The sequence below is a fragment of the Rhizobium sp. 25PS6 genome, from assembly GCF_032464655.1.
GTDB lineage: Bacteria > Pseudomonadota > Alphaproteobacteria > Rhizobiales > Rhizobiaceae > Rhizobium > Rhizobium laguerreae.
In genome coordinates this window covers 84,608-103,939 of record NZ_JAWDIV010000008.1, presented here as the reverse complement: position 1 = coordinate 103,939, position 19,332 = coordinate 84,608, and the positions used below count along the sequence as shown (strand labels likewise).

Annotated in this window: 18 protein-coding genes; 9 read left to right on the top strand and 9 right to left on the bottom strand. The window is 61.8% G+C overall.

The window, feature by feature from the left end; genetic code table 11:
• Position 1: 1 nt before the first annotated feature.
• Genes RWK44_RS13435 through RWK44_RS13415 form a run of 5 tightly spaced genes read right to left on the bottom strand, consistent with a single transcriptional unit; the run spans position 2 to position 3,874 of the window.
• Positions 2 to 682 carry a TadE/TadG family type IV pilus assembly protein gene (locus RWK44_RS13435; RefSeq protein ID WP_132614202.1) on the bottom strand — a complete coding sequence of 227 codons (681 nt, stop codon included), beginning with the start codon at positions 680 to 682 and terminating at the stop codon, positions 2 to 4.
• Positions 654 to 2,294, bottom strand: coding sequence for a TadE/TadG family type IV pilus assembly protein (locus RWK44_RS13430; RefSeq protein ID WP_316028925.1), 1,641 nt, complete (start codon positions 2,292 to 2,294; stop codon positions 654 to 656). Before RWK44_RS13430 ends, RWK44_RS13435 begins: the two co-directional genes overlap by 29 nt.
• Positions 2,291 to 3,088: a TadE/TadG family type IV pilus assembly protein gene (locus tag RWK44_RS13425; protein WP_025397620.1), complete on the bottom strand. Its 798-nt coding sequence runs from the start codon at positions 3,086 to 3,088 to the stop codon at positions 2,291 to 2,293. The genes RWK44_RS13430 and RWK44_RS13425 overlap by 4 nt, the downstream gene beginning before the upstream one ends.
• Before the next feature lie 5 nt (positions 3,089 to 3,093).
• Positions 3,094 to 3,657 (bottom strand): A24 family peptidase, encoded by a 564-nt coding sequence (locus tag RWK44_RS13420; protein WP_168287243.1) that lies wholly within the window; start codon positions 3,655 to 3,657, stop codon positions 3,094 to 3,096.
• Positions 3,658 to 3,670: 13 nt separating this feature from the next.
• Positions 3,671 to 3,874, bottom strand: a complete 204-nt coding sequence (locus RWK44_RS13415) for a hypothetical protein (RefSeq protein ID WP_003548168.1) — start codon at positions 3,872 to 3,874, stop codon at positions 3,671 to 3,673.
• A gap of 468 nt (positions 3,875 to 4,342) precedes the next feature.
• Here RWK44_RS13415 and RWK44_RS13410 point away from each other — a divergent pair, with 468 nt between their 5' ends.
• The gene (locus RWK44_RS13410; RefSeq protein WP_245289859.1) at positions 4,343 to 5,656 is read left to right on the top strand and encodes a CpaF family protein; all 1,314 of its coding nucleotides are present in this window, start codon (positions 4,343 to 4,345) and stop codon (positions 5,654 to 5,656) included.
• Positions 5,657 to 5,741: 85 nt separating this feature from the next.
• Here the strand turns inward: RWK44_RS13410 and RWK44_RS13405 are convergent, their stop codons facing one another.
• From RWK44_RS13405 to RWK44_RS13390, 4 genes are read right to left on the bottom strand one after another with little or no spacing between them, the layout of a single operon-like run.
• Positions 5,742 to 6,287, bottom strand: coding sequence for a sarcosine oxidase subunit gamma (locus RWK44_RS13405; RefSeq protein WP_131662498.1), 546 nt, complete (start codon positions 6,285 to 6,287; stop codon positions 5,742 to 5,744).
• On the bottom strand, positions 6,280 to 9,234 hold the full coding sequence (locus tag RWK44_RS13400; RefSeq protein WP_221947114.1) for a sarcosine oxidase subunit alpha family protein: 2,955 nt from the start codon (positions 9,232 to 9,234) through the stop codon (positions 6,280 to 6,282). Before RWK44_RS13400 ends, RWK44_RS13405 begins: the two co-directional genes overlap by 8 nt.
• Entirely contained in the window at positions 9,231 to 9,512 is a 282-nt protein-coding gene (locus RWK44_RS13395) for a sarcosine oxidase subunit delta (protein ID WP_131640619.1), read from the bottom strand. Before RWK44_RS13395 ends, RWK44_RS13400 begins: the two co-directional genes overlap by 4 nt.
• 12 nt (positions 9,513 to 9,524) lie before the next feature.
• On the bottom strand, positions 9,525 to 10,775 hold the full coding sequence (locus RWK44_RS13390) for a sarcosine oxidase subunit beta family protein (protein WP_131662500.1): 1,251 nt from the start codon (positions 10,773 to 10,775) through the stop codon (positions 9,525 to 9,527).
• A gap of 86 nt (positions 10,776 to 10,861) precedes the next feature.
• Between RWK44_RS13390 and RWK44_RS13385 the strand changes: the two genes are divergently transcribed.
• From RWK44_RS13385 to RWK44_RS13350, 8 genes are all read left to right on the top strand, one after another.
• Positions 10,862 to 11,821: a GlxA family transcriptional regulator gene (locus tag RWK44_RS13385; protein ID WP_131662501.1), complete on the top strand. Its 960-nt coding sequence runs from the start codon at positions 10,862 to 10,864 to the stop codon at positions 11,819 to 11,821.
• A 78-nt stretch (positions 11,822 to 11,899) separates the two neighbouring features.
• Positions 11,900 to 12,583 carry a helix-turn-helix domain-containing protein gene (locus RWK44_RS13380; RefSeq protein ID WP_131662502.1) on the top strand — a complete coding sequence of 228 codons (684 nt, stop codon included), beginning with the start codon at positions 11,900 to 11,902 and terminating at the stop codon, positions 12,581 to 12,583.
• A gap of 88 nt (positions 12,584 to 12,671) precedes the next feature.
• A complete protein-coding gene (locus tag RWK44_RS13375) occupies positions 12,672 to 13,580 on the top strand; it encodes a class II glutamine amidotransferase (protein WP_131662503.1) in 909 nt (302 codons plus the stop codon).
• A gap of 39 nt (positions 13,581 to 13,619) precedes the next feature.
• Complete coding sequence (locus tag RWK44_RS13370) at positions 13,620 to 14,306, top strand: GXGXG domain-containing protein (protein ID WP_003548139.1); 687 nt, start codon at positions 13,620 to 13,622, stop codon at positions 14,304 to 14,306.
• Between the two features lie 14 nt (positions 14,307 to 14,320).
• Positions 14,321 to 15,649 (top strand): FMN-binding glutamate synthase family protein, encoded by a 1,329-nt coding sequence (locus tag RWK44_RS13365; protein WP_131662504.1) that lies wholly within the window; start codon positions 14,321 to 14,323, stop codon positions 15,647 to 15,649.
• A gap of 80 nt (positions 15,650 to 15,729) precedes the next feature.
• Complete coding sequence (glnT, locus tag RWK44_RS13360) at positions 15,730 to 17,037, top strand: type III glutamate--ammonia ligase (RefSeq protein WP_131662505.1); 1,308 nt, start codon at positions 15,730 to 15,732, stop codon at positions 17,035 to 17,037.
• Between the two features lie 98 nt (positions 17,038 to 17,135).
• A complete protein-coding gene (gene purU / locus RWK44_RS13355) occupies positions 17,136 to 18,020 on the top strand; it encodes a formyltetrahydrofolate deformylase (RefSeq protein WP_316028924.1) in 885 nt (294 codons plus the stop codon).
• 173 nt (positions 18,021 to 18,193) lie between these two features.
• A complete protein-coding gene (locus RWK44_RS13350; RefSeq protein ID WP_168283464.1) occupies positions 18,194 to 19,327 on the top strand; it encodes an aminomethyltransferase family protein in 1,134 nt (377 codons plus the stop codon).
• Positions 19,328 to 19,332 lie beyond the last annotated feature (5 nt).

Genomic DNA, 19,332 nt, shown 5'->3' with positions numbered 1-19,332 from the left:
CTTATTTCGCTCCCGGAAAGACGCCGTCGAACAGATCGCCGGAATCGTCGGCCACGCCACGGATTTCCCGGCGCAGGGTCGGATCGTAGCCTCGGCGCGTGGTATCGTTGTTATGGGAGGCAAACAGAGTCGAGTCATCCACCGTGAACGCGTCCTTCCAGCGAAGGCTCCTGATCGTATCGAGATCGTCGGAATCCCTGAACTTGTAGACTCGATCGGCCGTCGCGGTGACGAGCTGCGGCTTCTCATTGGCGAGGTCGCCGACCATGTCGCCGAAATCGCGGCCGTCGCTCTTCCAGGTCTTCTGTACGTCGTCCCAGACAAAGGTGCGCTGCGGGTCGCCGCCGCCTTCATGCGATGGTGTGCGTGAGCAGCTCATGGCGTCGCGTCCGGGCAGTGCCGGCAAGGCCGGTATCGGGAAGACGTTCGAGAAATCCGACGTGCAGGACAGGCCGTTCGCCTCGGCGAAGGCGGCGTTGCGCATTGCAACCATGGTTCCGACCTTCTTGGTGGAAATCTTGTTCGCATGAATGACGAAAATCACGATCAGCAGGATGACCGGCGCGGCGAGCACGAATTCAATCGAGGCGAGACCGCGCCTATCGCGGTGCAGCCGCATCAGCAGCCCGCGGCCGGGAGGACCGCTCATAGGCTCAGTGTGTGTTGACGGCAGCCCAGGCATTGGCTCCTCCTCGGTCGAAGACGCGGGTCAGGCCGGTAAAACTATCGGCCGCCGGGCTCTGCTTGATGGTGTTGGAAACTTGGCCGATATCGTCGGCGAGTGTCGCGGGGGCAAGCGATGCCAGCCAGTCCTGGGTGTAGAGGTCGAAGGCCGTGTAGTTGTGGACCCAGCTCTGCGCCAAGGCGTAGGCGGACGGTGTCTTGTCCTTGAAGATGCGGATCTGCAGCCTGGCGCGCGGGGCGCGGGAAACGATCGCCAGCGTCTGGTAGTCGTCGAGCTGCTCGCCGCCGAAGGGCGTGAAGTTAAACGGTATGCGTCCTTTCAGCCAGTAAGGCTTCGGGAAGGAGATGACAGGCAGGGGAGCACCCGCCACGGAAATCGCGCCACCGGCTGGGCCGCAGACCTGATTCCAGATCATGTCGAACTTGCGGGTGAAATCGTTCTCGTCTTTTGTCTGCTTGTCGGAATAGCGCGGCGGTACGTCGATCGGCAGCTGGAAGGGGTTCACGATGCCGAACTCGATGCCGAAGAGTTCCTCGGCGATATAGAAGCTGCCATCGAGCAGCAATTCCTGCCACCAGCTGAGATCGCCAAATTGCTCGATGATTGCCTTGAACGGGACCTTGCTCAGATAGGCCGGGCCGAAGGCTTCATAAAAGATGTAGAAGTCCACTAAAGCATCGTCGATGCCGCTCTCGTGGTTGACCCAGTCGCGGATATGGCTGCCGTCGACGCCGCCCGCGGTCAACGGGCCCTTGCCGTTGGGGAAGCCACGTTTGGCAAACTCGCCGCGCATGAGGAGCGGATCCTGCCCTTGCGTGCCCTTGCTCATCGCCAGGCACATTTCAGCATAGGCCGCAGCGGGATTGATGCCGTCGCGATCGACCGGCAGGTTGCCGCCGGCGCCCTCTCCGGCGTCGTTGCAGGATTCGCACGGCGGGTGGAAGACGACATGATCCGACTTGTTCAGGCGCACCAGATGCAGGGCTTCGTTGCCCACGCGCTGAGGAAAGCTCTCGACGAGGTAGTCGTTGAGGTCGTTCATGGCGTCGATAATGTCGCTGGACTTTTCGATAAGGCCCCATGGATCATAATCGAGCTGTGCTTTTACCGTATATGCAAGCGCCTTGGTGGCTCCTATCGCGCGGACCCCCTGGAATGCCAGGCAAGCACCGTAGATGATGCCACCGACGATCGGGACCTTCTGCCAGCCCGGGCAATAGGGCATCGGAGGCATCGGCGGCAAAAGGGATGCCGGCCCGAAGCCTTCAGTAAAAGAATATTGGGCGAGTTTTGCCAGAATGACGCCCGAGCGCAGGGCCAGTTCCGCCGTCGTCAGCTGGAAGGCGACTGACGTCGCCATGACGACGGTTGCCTGCGAGGAGGCGACGTTGTTCATCGCCATAATGTTGAGATAGCGGGCTTCCCAGTCGGCGTGGACGAGAGCAGCAGCGTCGGCCGTGTCTTGCGTGCGCTGCTTGTCGTAGATCATCTGTCCCGTATTCAGGATCCAGACGATCATCAGGGCGAGCGCGATCGTCATGTAGAGAATGATCGGTGACAGGAAGCCGCGTTCGTCGCGGTGCAGGCGCTTGATAAGGGTCGGTGTCATAGCAGGTTCACCTCCGCCGTAGAGATCGTGTAGTAGCGGCCGTCCTTCCTCTGGCCGCGGGCAAAGACCCAGCCGGCATATTCGAGCAGCAGGAAGCGCGCTTCCACCTTGGCGGTGACCGGCACATGCGGCGAGCGGTTGATGGCGGCATAGATCGCCATCGGCGCGCGGTCGACGGTCACGGTGACATTCTGCGGGTCGAACATATAGCGGGCCTGGTTGCGCATCGCGCGCCAGTTCTTCGACAGGCCCGAGGCATCGGCAAGGCTTTTCAGCGCATCTTCCGGCGGCTGGCAGGCACCGACGCATTTCAGCTGGTCGTAGGGTGCGGCCGGGATCAGCGCCAGGCGGGCGGCAAGATCGGCCTTGCCGGCGGCAGCATCGTCGTCGCAGGTCCTGGCGTCGATCAAGCTCCGGATGGTGATCGGCAGGGCCGGACAGAAATAGACACGGGCGCTGCGCGCCGCCGCATAGGCGGCATAGTGGGTGAAGAGGTGGTTCTTGGCCAGGATGGTGAACTGGAAGACCACGAACATGAAGAAGACGAAGACCGGTGTCACGAGAACGAAATCCATCATCGTCGTGCTGCCGGAGATGTCGCCGTGCAGCTCCGATATCCGGCGCCGGCGGGCGGAAAGCCGCGGCAGCAGCAGAAGCGAGGCAAGCAGCATCATGGCGATCGCAAAGGTACCGAGGAGCGCGCCGTGATCCTGAGGGACCCAGAAGGTCCGCGAGTGCAGGATCGAACTCCAGAAGGCACCGTCGAAGATGGGGCGTTCGAGTTCAGCGCGCATTGCCGTTACCTCACGAGTGAAAGAGGGGTGAAATCGGGCATGAAAAGGCACCAGAGAAGTCCGAGAGCAGCGGCAACGCCGAAGCGGACCGTGTGTTGGGTTTCGCGCGGCTTCAGCACCGAAGCGGCATCGCGGAAACCGGCAGGCAGGAGAAGCGCAAACAGCCCGACCGTTCGGGCCAGCACGCTCCACTGAACGCGCCGCGCCATGGAGAAAACGGCGATCACGCCACCGGCCATCAGCGAGGCAAGTGTGACGTCGACGGCGGGCCAGAGGCCGAGAATGGCGCCGAGCGCCGCCATCAGCTTGACGTCGCCGCCGCCGCAGCTTCCGGCTGCGAAGGCAATGATGAAGATCAGGCCGGCTGCAAGGAGGCCTGCGAAGGCAAGCCCTATTCCTGCGAGACCGCCGCTGATTGCCGCCAACATGAACCCGCCAAGCAGGCAGGGATAGGTGACGGCGTTCGGGATATGACCGTGGCGATGGTCGAGCACCGCCGCGGTCATGGTGCAGGCGACGGCAAGAGCCGCCGCCGCAGGCATCAGGGTCAGATCATAGGTCGTATCCATGATCCCGATCCGCTTATTGACCCGGCTCAGGAATTCTCTCGGCATCCGAGAGCGCCGTGTTCTTTTCGTTGAACCATTCGCCGATCTGTTTGCCGAAGGCGAGCAGGATCAGCATCAGCGGAATGACGATCAGGGCGACCGCCAGGACGATCTGGGCCATGTCGCCGCGTTCGTCCTTGTGAAGTGCAATTGCGAGAGTCTTGAGTTTACCAAACATGTGATTACTCCTCATTCTCAGGTTTGTTTCGGTTCGAAGCCGTGGTGAAGATGAACCAAGCATACGCCATCGATCCGAACGAGCATGTTGCTCGATCCAATGATTTTTTCTGCTTCAGCTTATCTTCCCCGGCGGCCAACGTTTGTTGAGCAACACCATTAAGACCCAAGAGTGCGCCCAAGGCCAGCCCTCCGTCAAGCAAACGAAACGAAGGGTTCCAATTGTCTTGGAGGCATCGCCGGAAAAATCGCAGTTGACGACGGATTCTCTTAACTAAGCTTTTGAACAGGCTGCAGTTTTACATGCGAAGAGGAAGTTTTTGATGGTTCTTCGCGGCTTCGTCTACTGCTCCATAATTGGTCAATTCTTTCAAAGCGATAGAAGAAACGGCGTACTGCGATCAGAATCACTGCCTGCGCGACGCCCGACCATGGTGTTGTTTGATGATCTGGATTAAGCTTTCCCAAAATGGTGGGTACCGCCCGCCAGTCGATCCGGAGAGAAAACGATGGAAACGATGAGCAGCATCTTAATACTTGCATTGGTCCTCATTCCATTGATGATGTTCTTTCCCACCGCGGTTCAGATGATGGCGACACTGTTCGGCATGAGCACGGTCCTGGTCGGGATGCCGCTCTGATGAAAGCCGTTTCCGACGACGCTGCCGAACAGGCAACCTTCCAGGTCCTGACCCGGGCGCTGGACAAGCTGCTCGGGCCGATCCGTTTTCTCCTCGATGATCCGAGCGTGTCCGAAATCCTGATCAACGGCACATCCGACATCTTCGTCGAAAGGCGAGGCAAGCTCGAACGCGCCGATACGCGCTTCGCTAGCCGCGAAGACCTGGAATCGGCCGCGCGCAGCATCGCGCAGTTCTCAGGCAAGCGGCTGACGCCGGAGGAGCCGAGCGTCGAGGCGCGTTTGCCGGATGGTTCGCGCGTGCAGATGATCCAGCCGCCCGCCTCCCGCACCGGGCTTTGCATCTCCATTCGCCGCTTTCTGAAAGAACATCGCAGCATCCGCGATCTCGTCACCCAGGGCAGCCTGACCGACCAGTCGCTGACGCTGCTGCAGGCGGCCGTCGGGCTGCAGAAAAACGTGATCATCTCCGGCGGCACCGGCACCGGCAAGACGACGATGCTGAACGCGCTGTCGGAAGCCTTTGCCGACCACGAGCGCATCATCGTCATCGAGGACACGTCGGAACTGCAGATCCGCAAGGAACACGTCGTCTATCTCGAAGTGACCAAGCCCGACCGTTTCGGCCGCGGCGGCGCCAGCATCCGCGACCTCTTCCGCTCGTCGCTGCGCATGCGGCCGGACCGGGTCATCGTCGGCGAGTGCCGCGGCGGCGAGGCGCTCGATATGATCCAGGCGATGACATCAGGCCACAGCGGCAGCCTTTCGACGGTACATGCGAACACGCCCTATGACTCCCTGCACCGGCTGGAAACGCTGGCGCTGATGTCTGATATCGACATGCCGCTTCGGCCGCTGCGCGCCCAGATCGCCTCGGCGGTCGACGTCGTCGTGCAGATCGCCCGCTTCAAGCGCACCGGAAGGCGCCGGGTGATCGAGATCTCCGAGATCAAGGGCCTGAACAATGACGGCCAGTATATCGTCGAAAGCATCTACAAGCTCGAGGGCGACGGACATTCCAATCCCGATGGCGCGCTGCTGTGGACCGGTGTCGTGCCGAGCTTCGCCGCCGATGCGGTGGAAGAGCTGCAAGGCGCCGAGCGCCCCGAATGGGTCGGCGCCGCCGCGCTGCATACAGCCTAAAAACAATCGAAATTCTGTTCTACATTATATAGTTAGAGCACGATGTCATCCGAAAACCGCTCACACCTTTGGGCATCATGCTCTGTCAGACGCCGTCCTTTTCGGCGCTCGCCGCCATATGGGTGAGATCGTCCCAGAGGCTTTCGGCAAAACTGCGCAGGACCGTGAGTTCGAAGCTGTCATCGCCGGTGCGGACGATCTGCACCGAGAGATGACCGACCATTGTCATGGCCGAATGGCCTTCCGGAAAGACGGAAGGATCGAGATCGACGGCGGTCCCCCTTGAGAGAAGCGCCCGCGAAGAACGGCCGGAAACGCCGATACGCACGCGCCCGTGGCTCTGGTCCATGACGAAGGCCTTTCCCGCAAGCGCTGCAACGAGAGCATCGAGGCTGGCGGGCACGAACGGTTCGTCGCCGGCGACGAACCATTGGCGGAAACCCGCCTGGCGGATCGAACTTTGCGCAAAGCCTGCTTTCACCAATTCCGTGGCGAGCGCGGTGGGCTCGATCGCGCCGAGCACATGCAGGAGATGGCCCTCCGGCAAGGCTTCCAGCCGGACGCCCGCCCCTGAGATGCCGTTATATGCCATGCCGGCAAGAACCGGTTTGTGCTGCGGAAGATCACGCATGGAGCTTCTCGTTTTCGGGATCGATGAAGACGGGATGGCAGAGCACCGCATCGGTGATTTCGTTGCGCAGGCCGTTCCAGACCGTCACCTTTTCACCGATGCGCTCCGGCCCACGCCTGACGAGCGCCAGGCCGATCGTATGGCCGAGCCCCGGCGAAAACGCGCTTGAGGTGACGTAGCCCTGGTCGTTCTCGAGCGTCGCCGCAGCACCCTCGGCAAGAATATGCGAGCCGGTGCGGAAGCCGGTTGCCGGATTAAGCGGCTTGACGCCGACGAGGCGGGGCCGCTCGGGATCCTGCAGCCCTTCGCGGGCAAGCATTGCCTTGCCGATGAAATCCGGCTTGGTTGATGAAACCATGCGGCCGAAACCGAGGTCACCAGGCGTCACCGTACCGTTGATTTCGGCATGGGTGACATGACCCTTCTCGATGCGCATGACGCCAAGCGCTTCGGCGCCATAGGCGCAGATGCCATATCTCTCGCCCGCCGCCATGACCGCATCGGCAACGCCTTCGCCGTAGCCGGCGGGTACTGCCAGCTCGTAGGCAAGTTCGCCGGAGAAGGAGATCCGGAAGAGCCGGCCTTCGAGGCGGCCGCCGAAGAGGGATACCTTGCGGGCGCTCATGAAGGGGAAGGCCGCATCCGACAAATCCTCGTCGACGATCTCCTGGAGAATGGTACGCGACTTCGGCCCGGCGACGGCCATCTGCGCCCATTGATCGGTCGAGGAGGCGAAGCAGACGTCGAGGTCCGGCCACAGCGTCTGGGCGCAGAATTCGAGATGGGTCAGCACGCCGGCGGCGAGCGCCGTCGTCGTCGTCATGAAGAAATGCTCGTCACTGAACCGGCTGGTGGTGCCGTCATCATAGATGAAGCCGTCCTCACGCAGCATGATGCCGTAACGCGCCTTGCCGACGGCGAGCTTGGCGAAGCCGTTACAGTAGATGCGATCGAGGAAGGTCGCGGCATCCTTGCCAAAGATTTCGATCTTGCCGAGGGTCGAGACATCGCAGAGGCCGGCATTCTTCCGGATGTTCAGCACCTCGCGGTCGACGCTTTGGCGCCACGTCGCCTCGCCGGCGCGCGGAAACCAGGCGGAACGGTACCAGAGGCCGGTTTCGACGAAGACCGCGCCGTTCTTCTCGGCCCAGCCATGCAGCGGCGATTTGCGCGCCGGCTGGAAATGTTTGCCGCGCGACGTCCCGGTCAAAGCGCCGAAGGAAACCGGCGTATAGAAGGGCCGGAACGTTGTCGTTCCCACTTCGGCAGGTGACACGCCACGCGCCTCGGCAAGAATTCCGATGGCGTTGATGTTGGAAAGCTTGCCCTGATCGGTCGCCATGCCTGATGTCGTGTAACGCTTGGCGAGTTCGACATGGCCGTAGCCTTCGCGGACAGCGAGACCCAAATCCTTGAGATGCACGTCGTTCTGATAGTCGACGAAAGCCTTGCTCTTCGAACCCTTCACCGACCAGAGTGGCTTTGCCTGTGCAGCCGTCTCGGACGCCTCGCCAAAGGCCGGCTCCGCCGTTGCGAAACCGATCGCCTTCAACGCGGCAGATGCCTTTGCGGCGCCATCGCCGAGGCAGGTCGCCGTCTTCGCAAGGCCGGCGGCCGAGCCGGCAACGGCAAGACTTTCCTGCTGGGCGGGCGCCAGAAACGCCGAGGCCTCGTGCGACCATTGCGGCTTCGCGCCGCGATGACAGGCAAGATGAATGATTGGGCTCCAGCCGCCTGACATGGCAAGCGCATCCGCTTCGATACGGCGGGTGCCGTCTGCGGTCTTGACGTTGACGCCGCGCAGGCTCTTGCCGCCAAACGCATCGATGACCCTGGCGCCCTCCAGCACTTCGGCGCGGCCCTGCCAACTCCCACCTCCATCCCCGCGGCTGTCGACGATCGCCGCGACCGCGAGGCCGGCGGCCTCGAGATCGGCGGCGGTGCGATATCCGGCGTCGTTGGTGGTGAAGATGACAGTGCTTCTGCCGGGTGCGACCGCCTGTCGATTGAGATAGCTGCGCATCGCGCCTGCCATCATCACACCGGGAATATCGTTGCCGCCGAAGACGAGCGGACGCTCCTCGGCGCCGGTTGCAAGGATCGCCTGGCGGGCGACGATGCGCCACAACCGTTCGACGGGGCGTTCCGGGTCGGGTATCGCCACGTGCTTCTGCACCCGTTCGACCGCGCCGAAGACATTGTCATCGTACCAGCCGAACACCGTCATGCGCGGCAGGCGGCGCACATTCTCCAGGCTCGCCAGTTCGGCAAGCAGCTCACCGAGAAGCGCGTCATCCTCGCCGTCGATGGTGCCGCTGTCGGAAAGCAGGCTGCCGCCGAGTTCGGATCCCTCGTCGGCGAGGATGACGCGCGCACCGGCGCGGCCGGCAGTGAGCGCTGCGGCAAGACCGGCAGGGCCGGCGCCGATCACCAGCAGATCGCAATGCGCCCAGCATTTCTCGTAAGTGTCGGGATCGGCTTCGTAGGAGGCTCTGCCGAGGCCGGCCGCCTTACGGATCACCGGCTCGTAGAGCTTTTCCCAGAGGGCCGCCGGCCACATGAAGGTCTTGTAGTAGAAACCGGCGCTGAGGAAGGGCGACAGCAGTCCGTTGACCGCGCCGACATCGAAGCCGAGCGAGGGCCAGCGGTTCTGACTCTTTGCCGTCAGCCCCTCGTAGAGCTCGATCATCGTCGCGCGCGTATTCGGTTCGGTGCGCCCGCCGCTGCCCGTCGTCACCAGCGCGTTCGGTTCGGCAGCCCCCGCCGTCAGAATGCCGCGCGGGCGATGATATTTGAAACTGCGGCCGACGAGTTGGACGCCGTTGGCAAGCAGCGCCGAGGCGAGTGTGTCGCCCGGATGGCCCTCAAGAGGCTTGCCGTCGAAGGTGAAACCGAGCGAAGTAGTGCGGTCGATGCGGCCGCCGGAAGAAAGACGGAAGCTCGTCATGCCGGTTCTCCGCCGAGCTTGGAGAGGGCGGCATCCCTGACGCCGTGGACCGCATGGGTGACGGTATCCCGTTCGACGATCAGCCAGCGGCGGCATCCGGAGGAATGGTGCCAGTATTCGCTGTGCCGGCCCCGCGGATTGTCGCGCAGATAGACATAATCGTACCAGGCCTCCGCACCGGCATCCGGCGCCGGCCGAGCAAGGCCGGCATCGCCGCGGATCGAGAACTCCTCCTTCGGTCGGACGCCGCAATGAGGACAGGAAATCAGGCTTGCCATCGTCAAATGTCCTCAGTGCAGATTGGGCTGGGCGCCGACGCCCTTTTCGTCGATCGGGTAGCCGCGCGCGAAGCGGTCGAGCCGGAAGGCGCGGGCGGTCTGATGCGGCGCATTGCGGGCGATCAGATGGGCGTAGCAGAAGCCGGAGGCGGGTGTCGCCTTGAAGCCGCCGTAACACCAGCCGGTGTTGAGATAGAGATTGTCGATGTGGGTGCGGTCGATGATCGGCGAGCCGTCCATGCTCATATCCATGACGCCACCCCAGGAGCGCAGATATCGCACGCGCGACAGCGAGGGAATCAGCGCAAGCCCGGCTTCGGCGACATGCTCGACCGAGGCGAGATTGCCGCGCTGGGCATAGGAATTGTAGCCGTCGATGTCGCCGCCGAAGACAAGGCCGCCCTTATCCGACTGGGACGCGTAGAAATGCCCGGCGCCGAAGGTGACGACGGTGTCGATGAACGGTTTGAGCCCTTCCGAAACAAAGGCCTGCAGCACATGGCTTTCAATCGGCAGCCGCAGGCCGGCCATATCGGCGACGACGGTGGAGTTGCCGGCAGCCGCCAGCGCCAGCTTGCCGCAGCCGATGAAACCCTTGCTGGTCTCGACGCCGGTAATCTGACCGTTTTCGCGGCGGATGCCGGTCACCTCGCACTGGGTGATGATGTCGACGCCGCGTTGATCGGCGCCGCGCGCATAACCCCAGGCGACCGCATCATGGCGCACCGTGCCGCCGCGCGGCTGGAACAGGCCGCCCATAATGGGGAAACGGGCATTGTCGAAATCGAGGAATGGCAATTTCTTGCGCACCGCCTGCCGGTCGAGAATCTCGGCATCGACGCCGTGCAGCCGCATGGCATTGCCGCGGCGCGTATAGGCGTCGCGCTGCGCATCGGAATGGAAGAGGTTGAGCACGCCGCGCTGCGAGACCATGGCGTTGAAGTTGAAGTCCTGCTCCAGCCCTTCCCAGAGCTTCATCGACAGCTCGTAGAAGGGATTGTTGCCCGGCAGCAGGTAGTTCGAGCGGATGATCGTCGTGTTCCTGCCGATGTTGCCAGAGCCGAGATAGCCCTTTTCGAGGACGGCGACATTGGTGACGCCGAATTCCTTGGCAAGATAATAGGCGGTGGCAAGACCATGGCCGCCGCCGCCAACGATAATGACGTCGTAATGCGGCTTCGGCGCCGGATCGCGCCAGGCCGGCGCCCAGCCTTTGTTGCCGCGAAGGCCGTTCAGGAAAATCGAAAGAGCGGAATAGCGCATGGTCACCCCGGAAAGAAGAGGTGCATGATGCCAGAAAGGGGAGGGCGGACTTGCACAGAAGGGACATCAATCGCTAAGAAAGAGACATGTCCTCGCTTGATAGCAGAAATGTGCAGACGATCGGCTTTATCCTTATCCCGGGATTCGCCCTGATGTCCTATGCCTCGGCGACCGAACCGCTGAGGGCGGCAAATCTTCTGGCTGGACGCGAGATCTATCGGCTGCAGATCTTCTCGCCGGATGGCGCAGCGGCACTCTCCTCCTCGGGTGTCAGCGTCCCTGCCGAACCTCTCCCTGTCAGGGGCGCGGGGCTCGGAACGGCCTTCGTCTGCGCCGGCGGCTTGCCCCGCGACTGGCGGTATCCCGGCGTGCTTTCCTGCTTGCGGCAGCTGTCGCGCGAAGGTGTGAGGATCGGCGGCATCTCGGGCGGCCCCTATCTTATGGCCGCCGCCGGACTGCTTGGCGGCCGCGACTTCACCATCCACTGGGAGCATGCGGCCGCCCTTCTCGAAGCCTTCCCGGATCTCACGCCGCGCCAGGCGCGCTTCATGATCGACGGCAACAGGATCACCTGCGGCGGCGGCATCGCACCGCTCGACATGATGCATGTGCTGATCGCCGAGCGCATGGGGCCGGATTTCGCTCGCCGTGTCAGCGACTGGTATCTTCATACAGAGGTCAACGAGCCCGCTGCACCCCAGCGCGCATCCTTGGCCGAGCGTTACGGCGTCCATCATCCCGGCCTGCTTAACGTTCTCGAACGAATGGAGGAGACGATCGAGATGCCGCTCGAGCGTGCCGCCATGGCGCGCATCGCCGGCGTCACGACCCGCCATCTCGACCGGCTCTTTGCTGCCCATCTCGGCACCACCTTTCTTGATCAATACCGCAGGATCAGGCTGCAGCATGCCCATCGGCTGCTGAAGCAGAGCCCGCTTTCCGTCTCGGAAATCGCGGTTGCCACCGGCTTTTCCAGTCTGAGCCATTTTTCCCGCATGTTCCGTGCCGTCTATGGCATCGCCCCGCGTGAGGCACGGCGGGAATAGGTTTTCTTCACGGTTGAGGAATTTTCACTATGACGATAGGGTTGCCTTCAGAAATGAGAAGGCGGCAGGGGAAAACCCATGAAATCCAAGCGTGCAGCGGCAGAGCAACCGGAACAGGCGAATAGTGGACGCGCTCCCTTTTCCCAGGACCCTCACGCCGTCCGCGAGCCGAAGGAAAACAACCTCGAAATGGCGATCGGCCATGAGGTGCGCGCCTACCGCAAGAAACTCGGCATCACGGTGACCGATCTGGCGGCAGCGACGGGCATCTCGCTCGGCATGCTGTCGAAGATCGAGAACGGCAACATTTCGCCGTCGCTGACGACGCTGCAATCGCTGTCGCGGGCGCTCGGCGTGCCGCTGACGGCCTTCTTCCGACGTTTCGAGGAACCGCGCAACGCCGTCTTCGTCAAGGCGGGCCAGGGCATCGAGCTCGAACGGCGCGGCACCCGCGCCGGTCATCAATATAATGTGCTCGGTCATATCGATAACAATACCAGCGGCGTCATCGTCGAGCCTTACCTCATCACCCTGACGACCGATTCCGACATCTTCCCGACCTTCCAGCACGAGGGGATGGAGTTTCTCTATATGCTCGAAGGCGAAGTTGTTTACCGCCACGGCGACCAGCTTTTCCAGATGCAGCCGGGCGACAGCCTGTTCTTCGACGCCGATGCGCCGCATGGGCCGGAACAGCTGGTGAAACTGCCGAGCAAATACCTCTCGATCATTAGCTATCCACAGCAGAGCTCGAAAGGCTGACTTGCCTTAAAAGAAAAAATCTTTCTTCCGAGTTGAAAACCCAAAACAGACCTGCTAGTCCTTTCTCAACACGAACGGAGGTCTGGTCATGTGCGGAATTGTGGGTCTCTTCCTCAAGGATAAAAGTCTCGAACCGGAGCTCGGGGCACTGCTGTCCTCGATGCTGGTGACGATGACGGATCGGGGGCCGGACAGCGCCGGAATCGCGATCTATGGCGACGCCAGCGGCAACAATGCCAAGATCACCATCCAGTCGGCCAATCCGAAGAAGGATTTCGCCGGCCTCGAGGCCGAGCTCGGCCAGGCGGTTGGCGCATCGGTCGCCATCCAGGTGAAGAGCACGCATGCCGTCATCACGCTTGCGAAGGATCTGCTCGAGGCGGGCAAGGCAGCCGTTTCGGAATTGCGTCCGAACATCCGGATCATGAGCAGCGGCGACGCCATTGAGATCTACAAGGAGACCGGCCTACCGAAGGATGTCGTCTCCCGCTTCGCGGTCAATTCAATGGCCGGCACGCACGGCATCGGCCATACCCGCATGGCGACGGAATCGGCCGTCACGACGCTCGGCGCCCATCCTTTTTCCACCGGCTCCGACCAATGCCTGGTGCATAATGGCTCGCTCTCCAACCACAACAATCTGCGCCGCGAGCTGAAGCGCGAAGGCATGACCTTCGAAACCGAAAACGACACCGAGGTCGCCGCCGCCTATCTGACGGCAGAGATGGCCAAGGGCAAGAATCTCGGCCAGGCGCTGGAAGGCGCGGTGGATGATCTCGACGGCTTCTTCACCTTCGTCGTCGGCACGAAGTCCGGCTTCGGCGTCGTGCGCGACGCGATTGCCTGCAAGCCCGCTGTCATGGCTGAAACGGACCAGTATGTCGCCTTCGGTTCGGAATACCGGGCGCTCGTCAATCTGCCCGGCATCGAGAATGCTCGGGTCTGGGAGCCGGAGCCTGCAACCGTCTATTTCTGGGATCACCAGAAGGTCGCTTGACCGGCGCCTCATGCGTATTCTCCAAGGGTTTATCGAAACATGCCTGTCATTGATCTTGCCACTACGCCGTTACGTGAACTCAATAGTGCCCTGCACAACATCCAGAACGGTTCGAACGATCTTTCCTTCGAAGTCGTCAATCCGCGCGGCAGCCATTCGGTTGCCGTCGGCATCGATGCGCCCGTCACGGTCGATGTGAAGGGGTCGGTCGGCTATTACTGCGCCGGCATGAACGACGGCGGGACCGTCACCGTTCACGGTTCGGCAGGTCCGGGTGTTGCGGAAAACATGATGTCTGGAACCGTCGTCATCGAGGGCGATGCCAGCCAGTATGCCGGCGCAACCGGCCGCGGCGGCCTCCTTGTCATCAAGGGCAATGCGGCGTCACGCTGCGGCATCTCGATGAAGGGCATCGACATCGTCGTTCATGGCAATATTGGCCACATGTCCGCCTTCATGGGTCAGTCCGGCCACCTCGTGGTGCTCGGCGATGCCGGCGATGCGCTTGGGGATTCGCTCTACGAAGCGAAGCTCTTCGTGCGCGGTTCGGTCAAGAGCCTGGGTGCCGATTGCATCGAAAAGGAGCTGCGTCCCGAGCACCTGACGAAGCTGGCCGAACTTCTTGAAAAGGCGGGCGTGACCGAAGTGAGGCCCGAGGAATTCAAGCGTTACGGCTCGGCCCGCAAGCTTTACAATTTCAATATCGACAACGCCGACGCGTATTAAGGCGAGGGACCATCATGAGCTACCACAACCCCTATACCCCGCCGCGCAAGTCCGCGACCTTCGACGATTACACGCTGGCGGAAATCCGCCGTGCCGCGGCGACCGGCATTTACGACATCCGTGGCGCCGGCACCAAACGGAAGGTTCCGCATTTCGATGACCTGCTGTTTCTCGGCGCATCGATCTCGCGCTATCCGCTCGAAGGTTACCGCGAGAAGTGCGACACATCGGTTGTCCTCGGCGCGCGCTTCGCCAAAAAGCCCATTCATCTGAAGACGCCGATCACCATTGCCGGCATGAGCTTCGGCGCGCTCTCCGGCAATGCCAAGGAAGCGCTCGGACGCGGCGCGACGATTGCCGGAACCTCCACCACGACAGGCGACGGCGGGATGACCGATGAAGAGCGCGGCCATTCACAGACGCTGGTCTACCAGTATCTGCCGTCGCGATACGGCATGAATCCCAAGGACCTGCGTCGCGCCGACGCGATCGAAGTGGTTGTCGGTCAAGGCGCAAAGCCCGGCGGCGGCGGCATGCTGCTCGGCCAGAAGATCTCCGATCGCGTCGCCCATATGCGCAACCTGCCGATGGGCATCGACCAGCGCTCGGCCTGCCGCCATCCGGATTGGACCGGCCCGGACGACCTCGAAATCAAGATCCTGGAACTGCGCGAGATCACCGACTGGGAAAAGCCGATCTATGTGAAGGTCGGCGGCGCGCGGCCTTATTACGATACAGCGCTTGCTGTGAAGGCCGGGGCCGACGTGGTGGTGCTCGATGGCATGCAGGGCGGAACCGCAGCCACGCAGGATGTCTTCATCGAAAATGTCGGCATGCCGACGCTCGCCTGCATCCGCCCCGCGGTCCAGGCGCTGCAGGATCTCGGCATGCATCGCAAGGTGCAACTGATCATCTCGGGCGGCATCCGTTCGGGCGCCGACGTGGCCAAGGCACTGGCGCTCGGCGCCGATGCCGTTGCCATCGGCACGGCGGCACTCGTTGCGATCGGCGACAACGATCCGCGCTGGGAAGAAGAATACCAAAAGCTCGGCACCACGGCCGGCGCCTATGACGATTGGCACGAAGGCAAGGACCCGGCGGGCATCACCACGCAGGATCCGGAGCTGATGAAGCGGCTCGATCCGATCGCCGCCGGCCGCCGTCTCGCCAACTATCTGAAGGTTATGACGCTGGAAGCCCAGACCATCGCGCGCGCCTGCGGCAAGAACCACCTGCACAACCTGGAACCGGAAGATCTTTGCGCGCTGACGATGGAGGCGGCCGCCATGGCCCAGATCCCGCTCGCCGGCACAAACTGGTATCCCGGCAAGGGAGGCTACTGATTTCTACCGGCCGGGCAAACGTCCCGGCCGTCTCGCATCCATAAGCAAAGTGTCTCCAAGAAATCCAAAGGGGAACGAGAATGACACTGGACCTTGCTGCTTTTGCCAAAGACAAAGGCATCAAATATTTCATGATCAGCTATACCGACCTGTTCGGCGGCCAACGCGCCAAGCTGGTCCCCGCAGAAGCCATCGCCGATATGCAGAAAGATGGCGCCGGCTTCGCGGGCTTTGCGACCTGGCTCGATTTGACGCCTGCCCATCCCGACCTGTTCGCGCTTCCCGATGCTTCCTCCGTCATCCAGCTCCCCTGGAAGAAAGACGTCGCATGGGTTGCTGCCGACTGCGTCATGGACGATCAGCCTGTCGAACAGGCACCGCGTGTGGTGCTGAAAAGACTGGTCGCTGAAGCTGCGAAAGAGGGGCTCCGGGTGAAAACCGGCGTGGAACCCGAGTTCTTTCTCATCTCTGCGGACGGCTCGGTGATTTCAGACCAGTTCGATACAGCCGAAAAGCCTTGCTACGATCAGCAGGCCGTGATGCGTCGCTATGATGTCATCGCCGAGATTTGCGACTACATGCTCGAGCTCGGCTGGAAGCCCTATCAGAACGACCACGAGGACGCGAACGGCCAGTTCGAGATGAACTGGGAATATGACGACGCGCTTCAGACGGCAGACAAGCACTCCTTCTTCAAGTTCATGGTCAAATCGGTCGCCGAAAAGCACGGCCTTCGCGCGACGTTCATGCCAAAGCCCTTCAAGGGCCTGACCGGAAACGGGTGCCATGCCCATATCTCGGTCTGGGACGTCGATGGCAAGGTCAACGCCTTCGCCGACAAGGAGATGCCATTTGGGCTCTCCGCTCAGGGTAAAACCTTTCTCGGCGGCATCATGAAACATGCGTCCGCGCTTGCCGCGATCACCAATCCGACAGTCAATTCCTATAAGCGTATCAACGCGCCGCGCACCACATCGGGCGCGACCTGGGCGCCGAACACGGTCACCTGGACGGGCAACAACCGCACCCACATGGTGCGCGTGCCGGGACCGGGTCGCTTCGAGCTGCGCCTGCCTGATGGTGCTGTTAATCCGTACCTGCTCCAGGCGATCATCATCGCGGCCGGCCTCGACGGCATCCGCAGCCAAGCCGATCCCGGCCGGCACTACGATATCGACATGTATGCCGAGGGGTATCTGGTCAAGGATGCGCCGCGCCTGCCGCTCAATCTGCTCGATGCGTTGCGCGCCTATGATGCCGACGAGGGCTTGAAGCAGGCGATCGGGGCCGAGTTTTCCGCCGCCTATCTCAAGCTCAAGCATCAGGAATGGAATGCTTTCTGCTCGCATTTCACCCAATGGGAACGCGACAGCACGCTCGACATCTGAGTGGTTGGACGTTCTGAAGACACGCTCATCACGCCGGAGCGGACAGGCTCCGGCGTCATCTAGCCCGCTGTGCTTGGGATAGCGAAGGAAGCGACAGCATGAAGAGTTTCGTACTCACCGTATCCTGCAAATCGACGCGCGGCATCGTCGCGGCGATTTCGAGCTATCTGGCCGACAAGGGCTGCAACATCATCGACAGCTCGCAGTTCGACGATCTCGATACCGGCAAGTTCTTCATGCGCGTCAGCTTCATTTCGGAAGAGGGGCTTTCGGGCGCCGATATCGACGCCGGTTTCGCGACCGTCGCCGCTCCTTTCGAAATGGACTACGATTTTCACGACAACGAGAAGCGCATGAAGGTGCTCTTGATGGTGTCGCGCTTCGGCCATTGTCTGAACGACCTGCTTTACCGCTGGAAAATCGGCGCCCTGCCGATCGATATCGTCGGCGTCGTCTCCAACCATTTCGACTACCAGAAGGTGGTGGTCAACCACGACATCCCCTTCCACCATATTCCGGTCACCAAGGCCAACAAGGCTCAGGCCGAGGCCCATATCATGGAGGTGGCCGAGCAGATCGGCACGGAGTTGATCGTGCTCGCCCGCTACATGCAGATCCTATCGGACGAGATGTGCCAGAAGATGTCCGGGAAGATCATCAACATCCACCATTCCTTCCTGCCGAGCTTCAAGGGCGCCAATCCTTACAAACAAGCCTATCAACGCGGCGTGAAGCTGATCGGGGCGACGGCACATTACGTCACCGCCGATCTCGACGAAGGCCCGATCATCGAGCAGGACACGGCGCGAATCACCCATGCGCAGTCGCCCGACGACTATGTCTCGATCGGCCGCGACGTCGAAAGCCAGGTGCTGGCGCGCGCCATCCACGCCCATATCCATCACCGCACCTTCATCAACGGCAACCGCACCGTGGTCTTCCCGGCTAGCCCCGGCAGCTACGCGTCAGAGCGGATGGGTTAGCGCGGGTTGAGGGACGGCAAAAGCGTAGCCGCATCTCTCATTCATTCGATGAGGGCCGCGGCAAAGGCGCCGAAAGTTTTGGGAAATGCATGCCGGGCGGGCTTGCCACGGCGCGAAAGACGAATATAGTCAGGAAATAAATATTCCGTAGAGGAAACAAAAGGGAACGGACAATGGCTTTATCATGGCGTTTCTCCGTCTTGGCGGATCGGCATCGCGCTCTGGGATCGAAGCTCGAGGACTGGAGCGGCATGGGCACCGCCTGGACCTACGACAAGGACATGTCGGAAGAGCATGTCGCCGTCCGCACCAAGGCCGGCATCATGGATGTCTCGGGCCTGAAGAAGGTGCATCTGGTCGGCCCGCACGCCATCGCCGTGCTTGACTCCATCACCACCCGCGACCTGACGAAGATCTACCCCGGCCGCTCAGTCTACGCGACGATGCTGAACGAACGCGGCCACTTCACCGACGATTGCATCGTTTATCGCACCGGCCCGAATTCCTGGATGCTGGTGCATGGCTCGGGCTCCGGCCACGAGGAGCTCGTCAAGCAGGCGGCAGGCCGCAATTGCGCCGTGCTCTTCGACGACGACCTGCACGACCTGTCGCTGCAGGGTCCGATCGCGGTCGATTACCTCGCCAAATATGTGCCCGGTATCCGCGATCTCAAATATTTCCACCACATGCAGACGACGCTGTTCGGCGCACCGGTGATGATCTCGCGCACCGGCTATACCGGCGAACGCGGCTACGAGATCTTCGTGCGCGGCCAGGACGCCGTCATGGTCTGGGACCGCATCGTCGAAGAAGGCAAGGAGATGGGCATCATCCCCTGCTGCTTCTCCGTTCTCGATATGCTGCGGGTCGAAAGCTACCTGCTGTTTTACCCCTACGACAATTCGCAGATGTATCCCTTCGCCGATCAGCCGCCCGGCGACAGTCTCTGGGAACTCGGCCTCGACTTTACCGTCAGCCCCGGCAAGACAGGCTTCCGTGGCGCCGAGGAACATACGCGCCTCAAGGGCAAGGAACGCTTCAAGATCTTCGGCATGCTGATCGATGCCGACGGACCGGCCGATCTCGGCGACGAAGTCTTTGCCGACGGCAAAAAGGTCGGCGTCATCACCTGCCCGAGCTATTCGTCGCTGACGAAGAAATCCATGGCGATTGCCCGTCTGGACGTTGACAAGGCAGTCCATGGAACGAAACTCGAAGTCCGCGGCAAGACCGTGAAGGCAGGCGCCACCGCCCACACGCTTCCTTTCGACGATCCGGAGAAGAAGAAGAGGATTGCCGTAGGTTAAGGAGC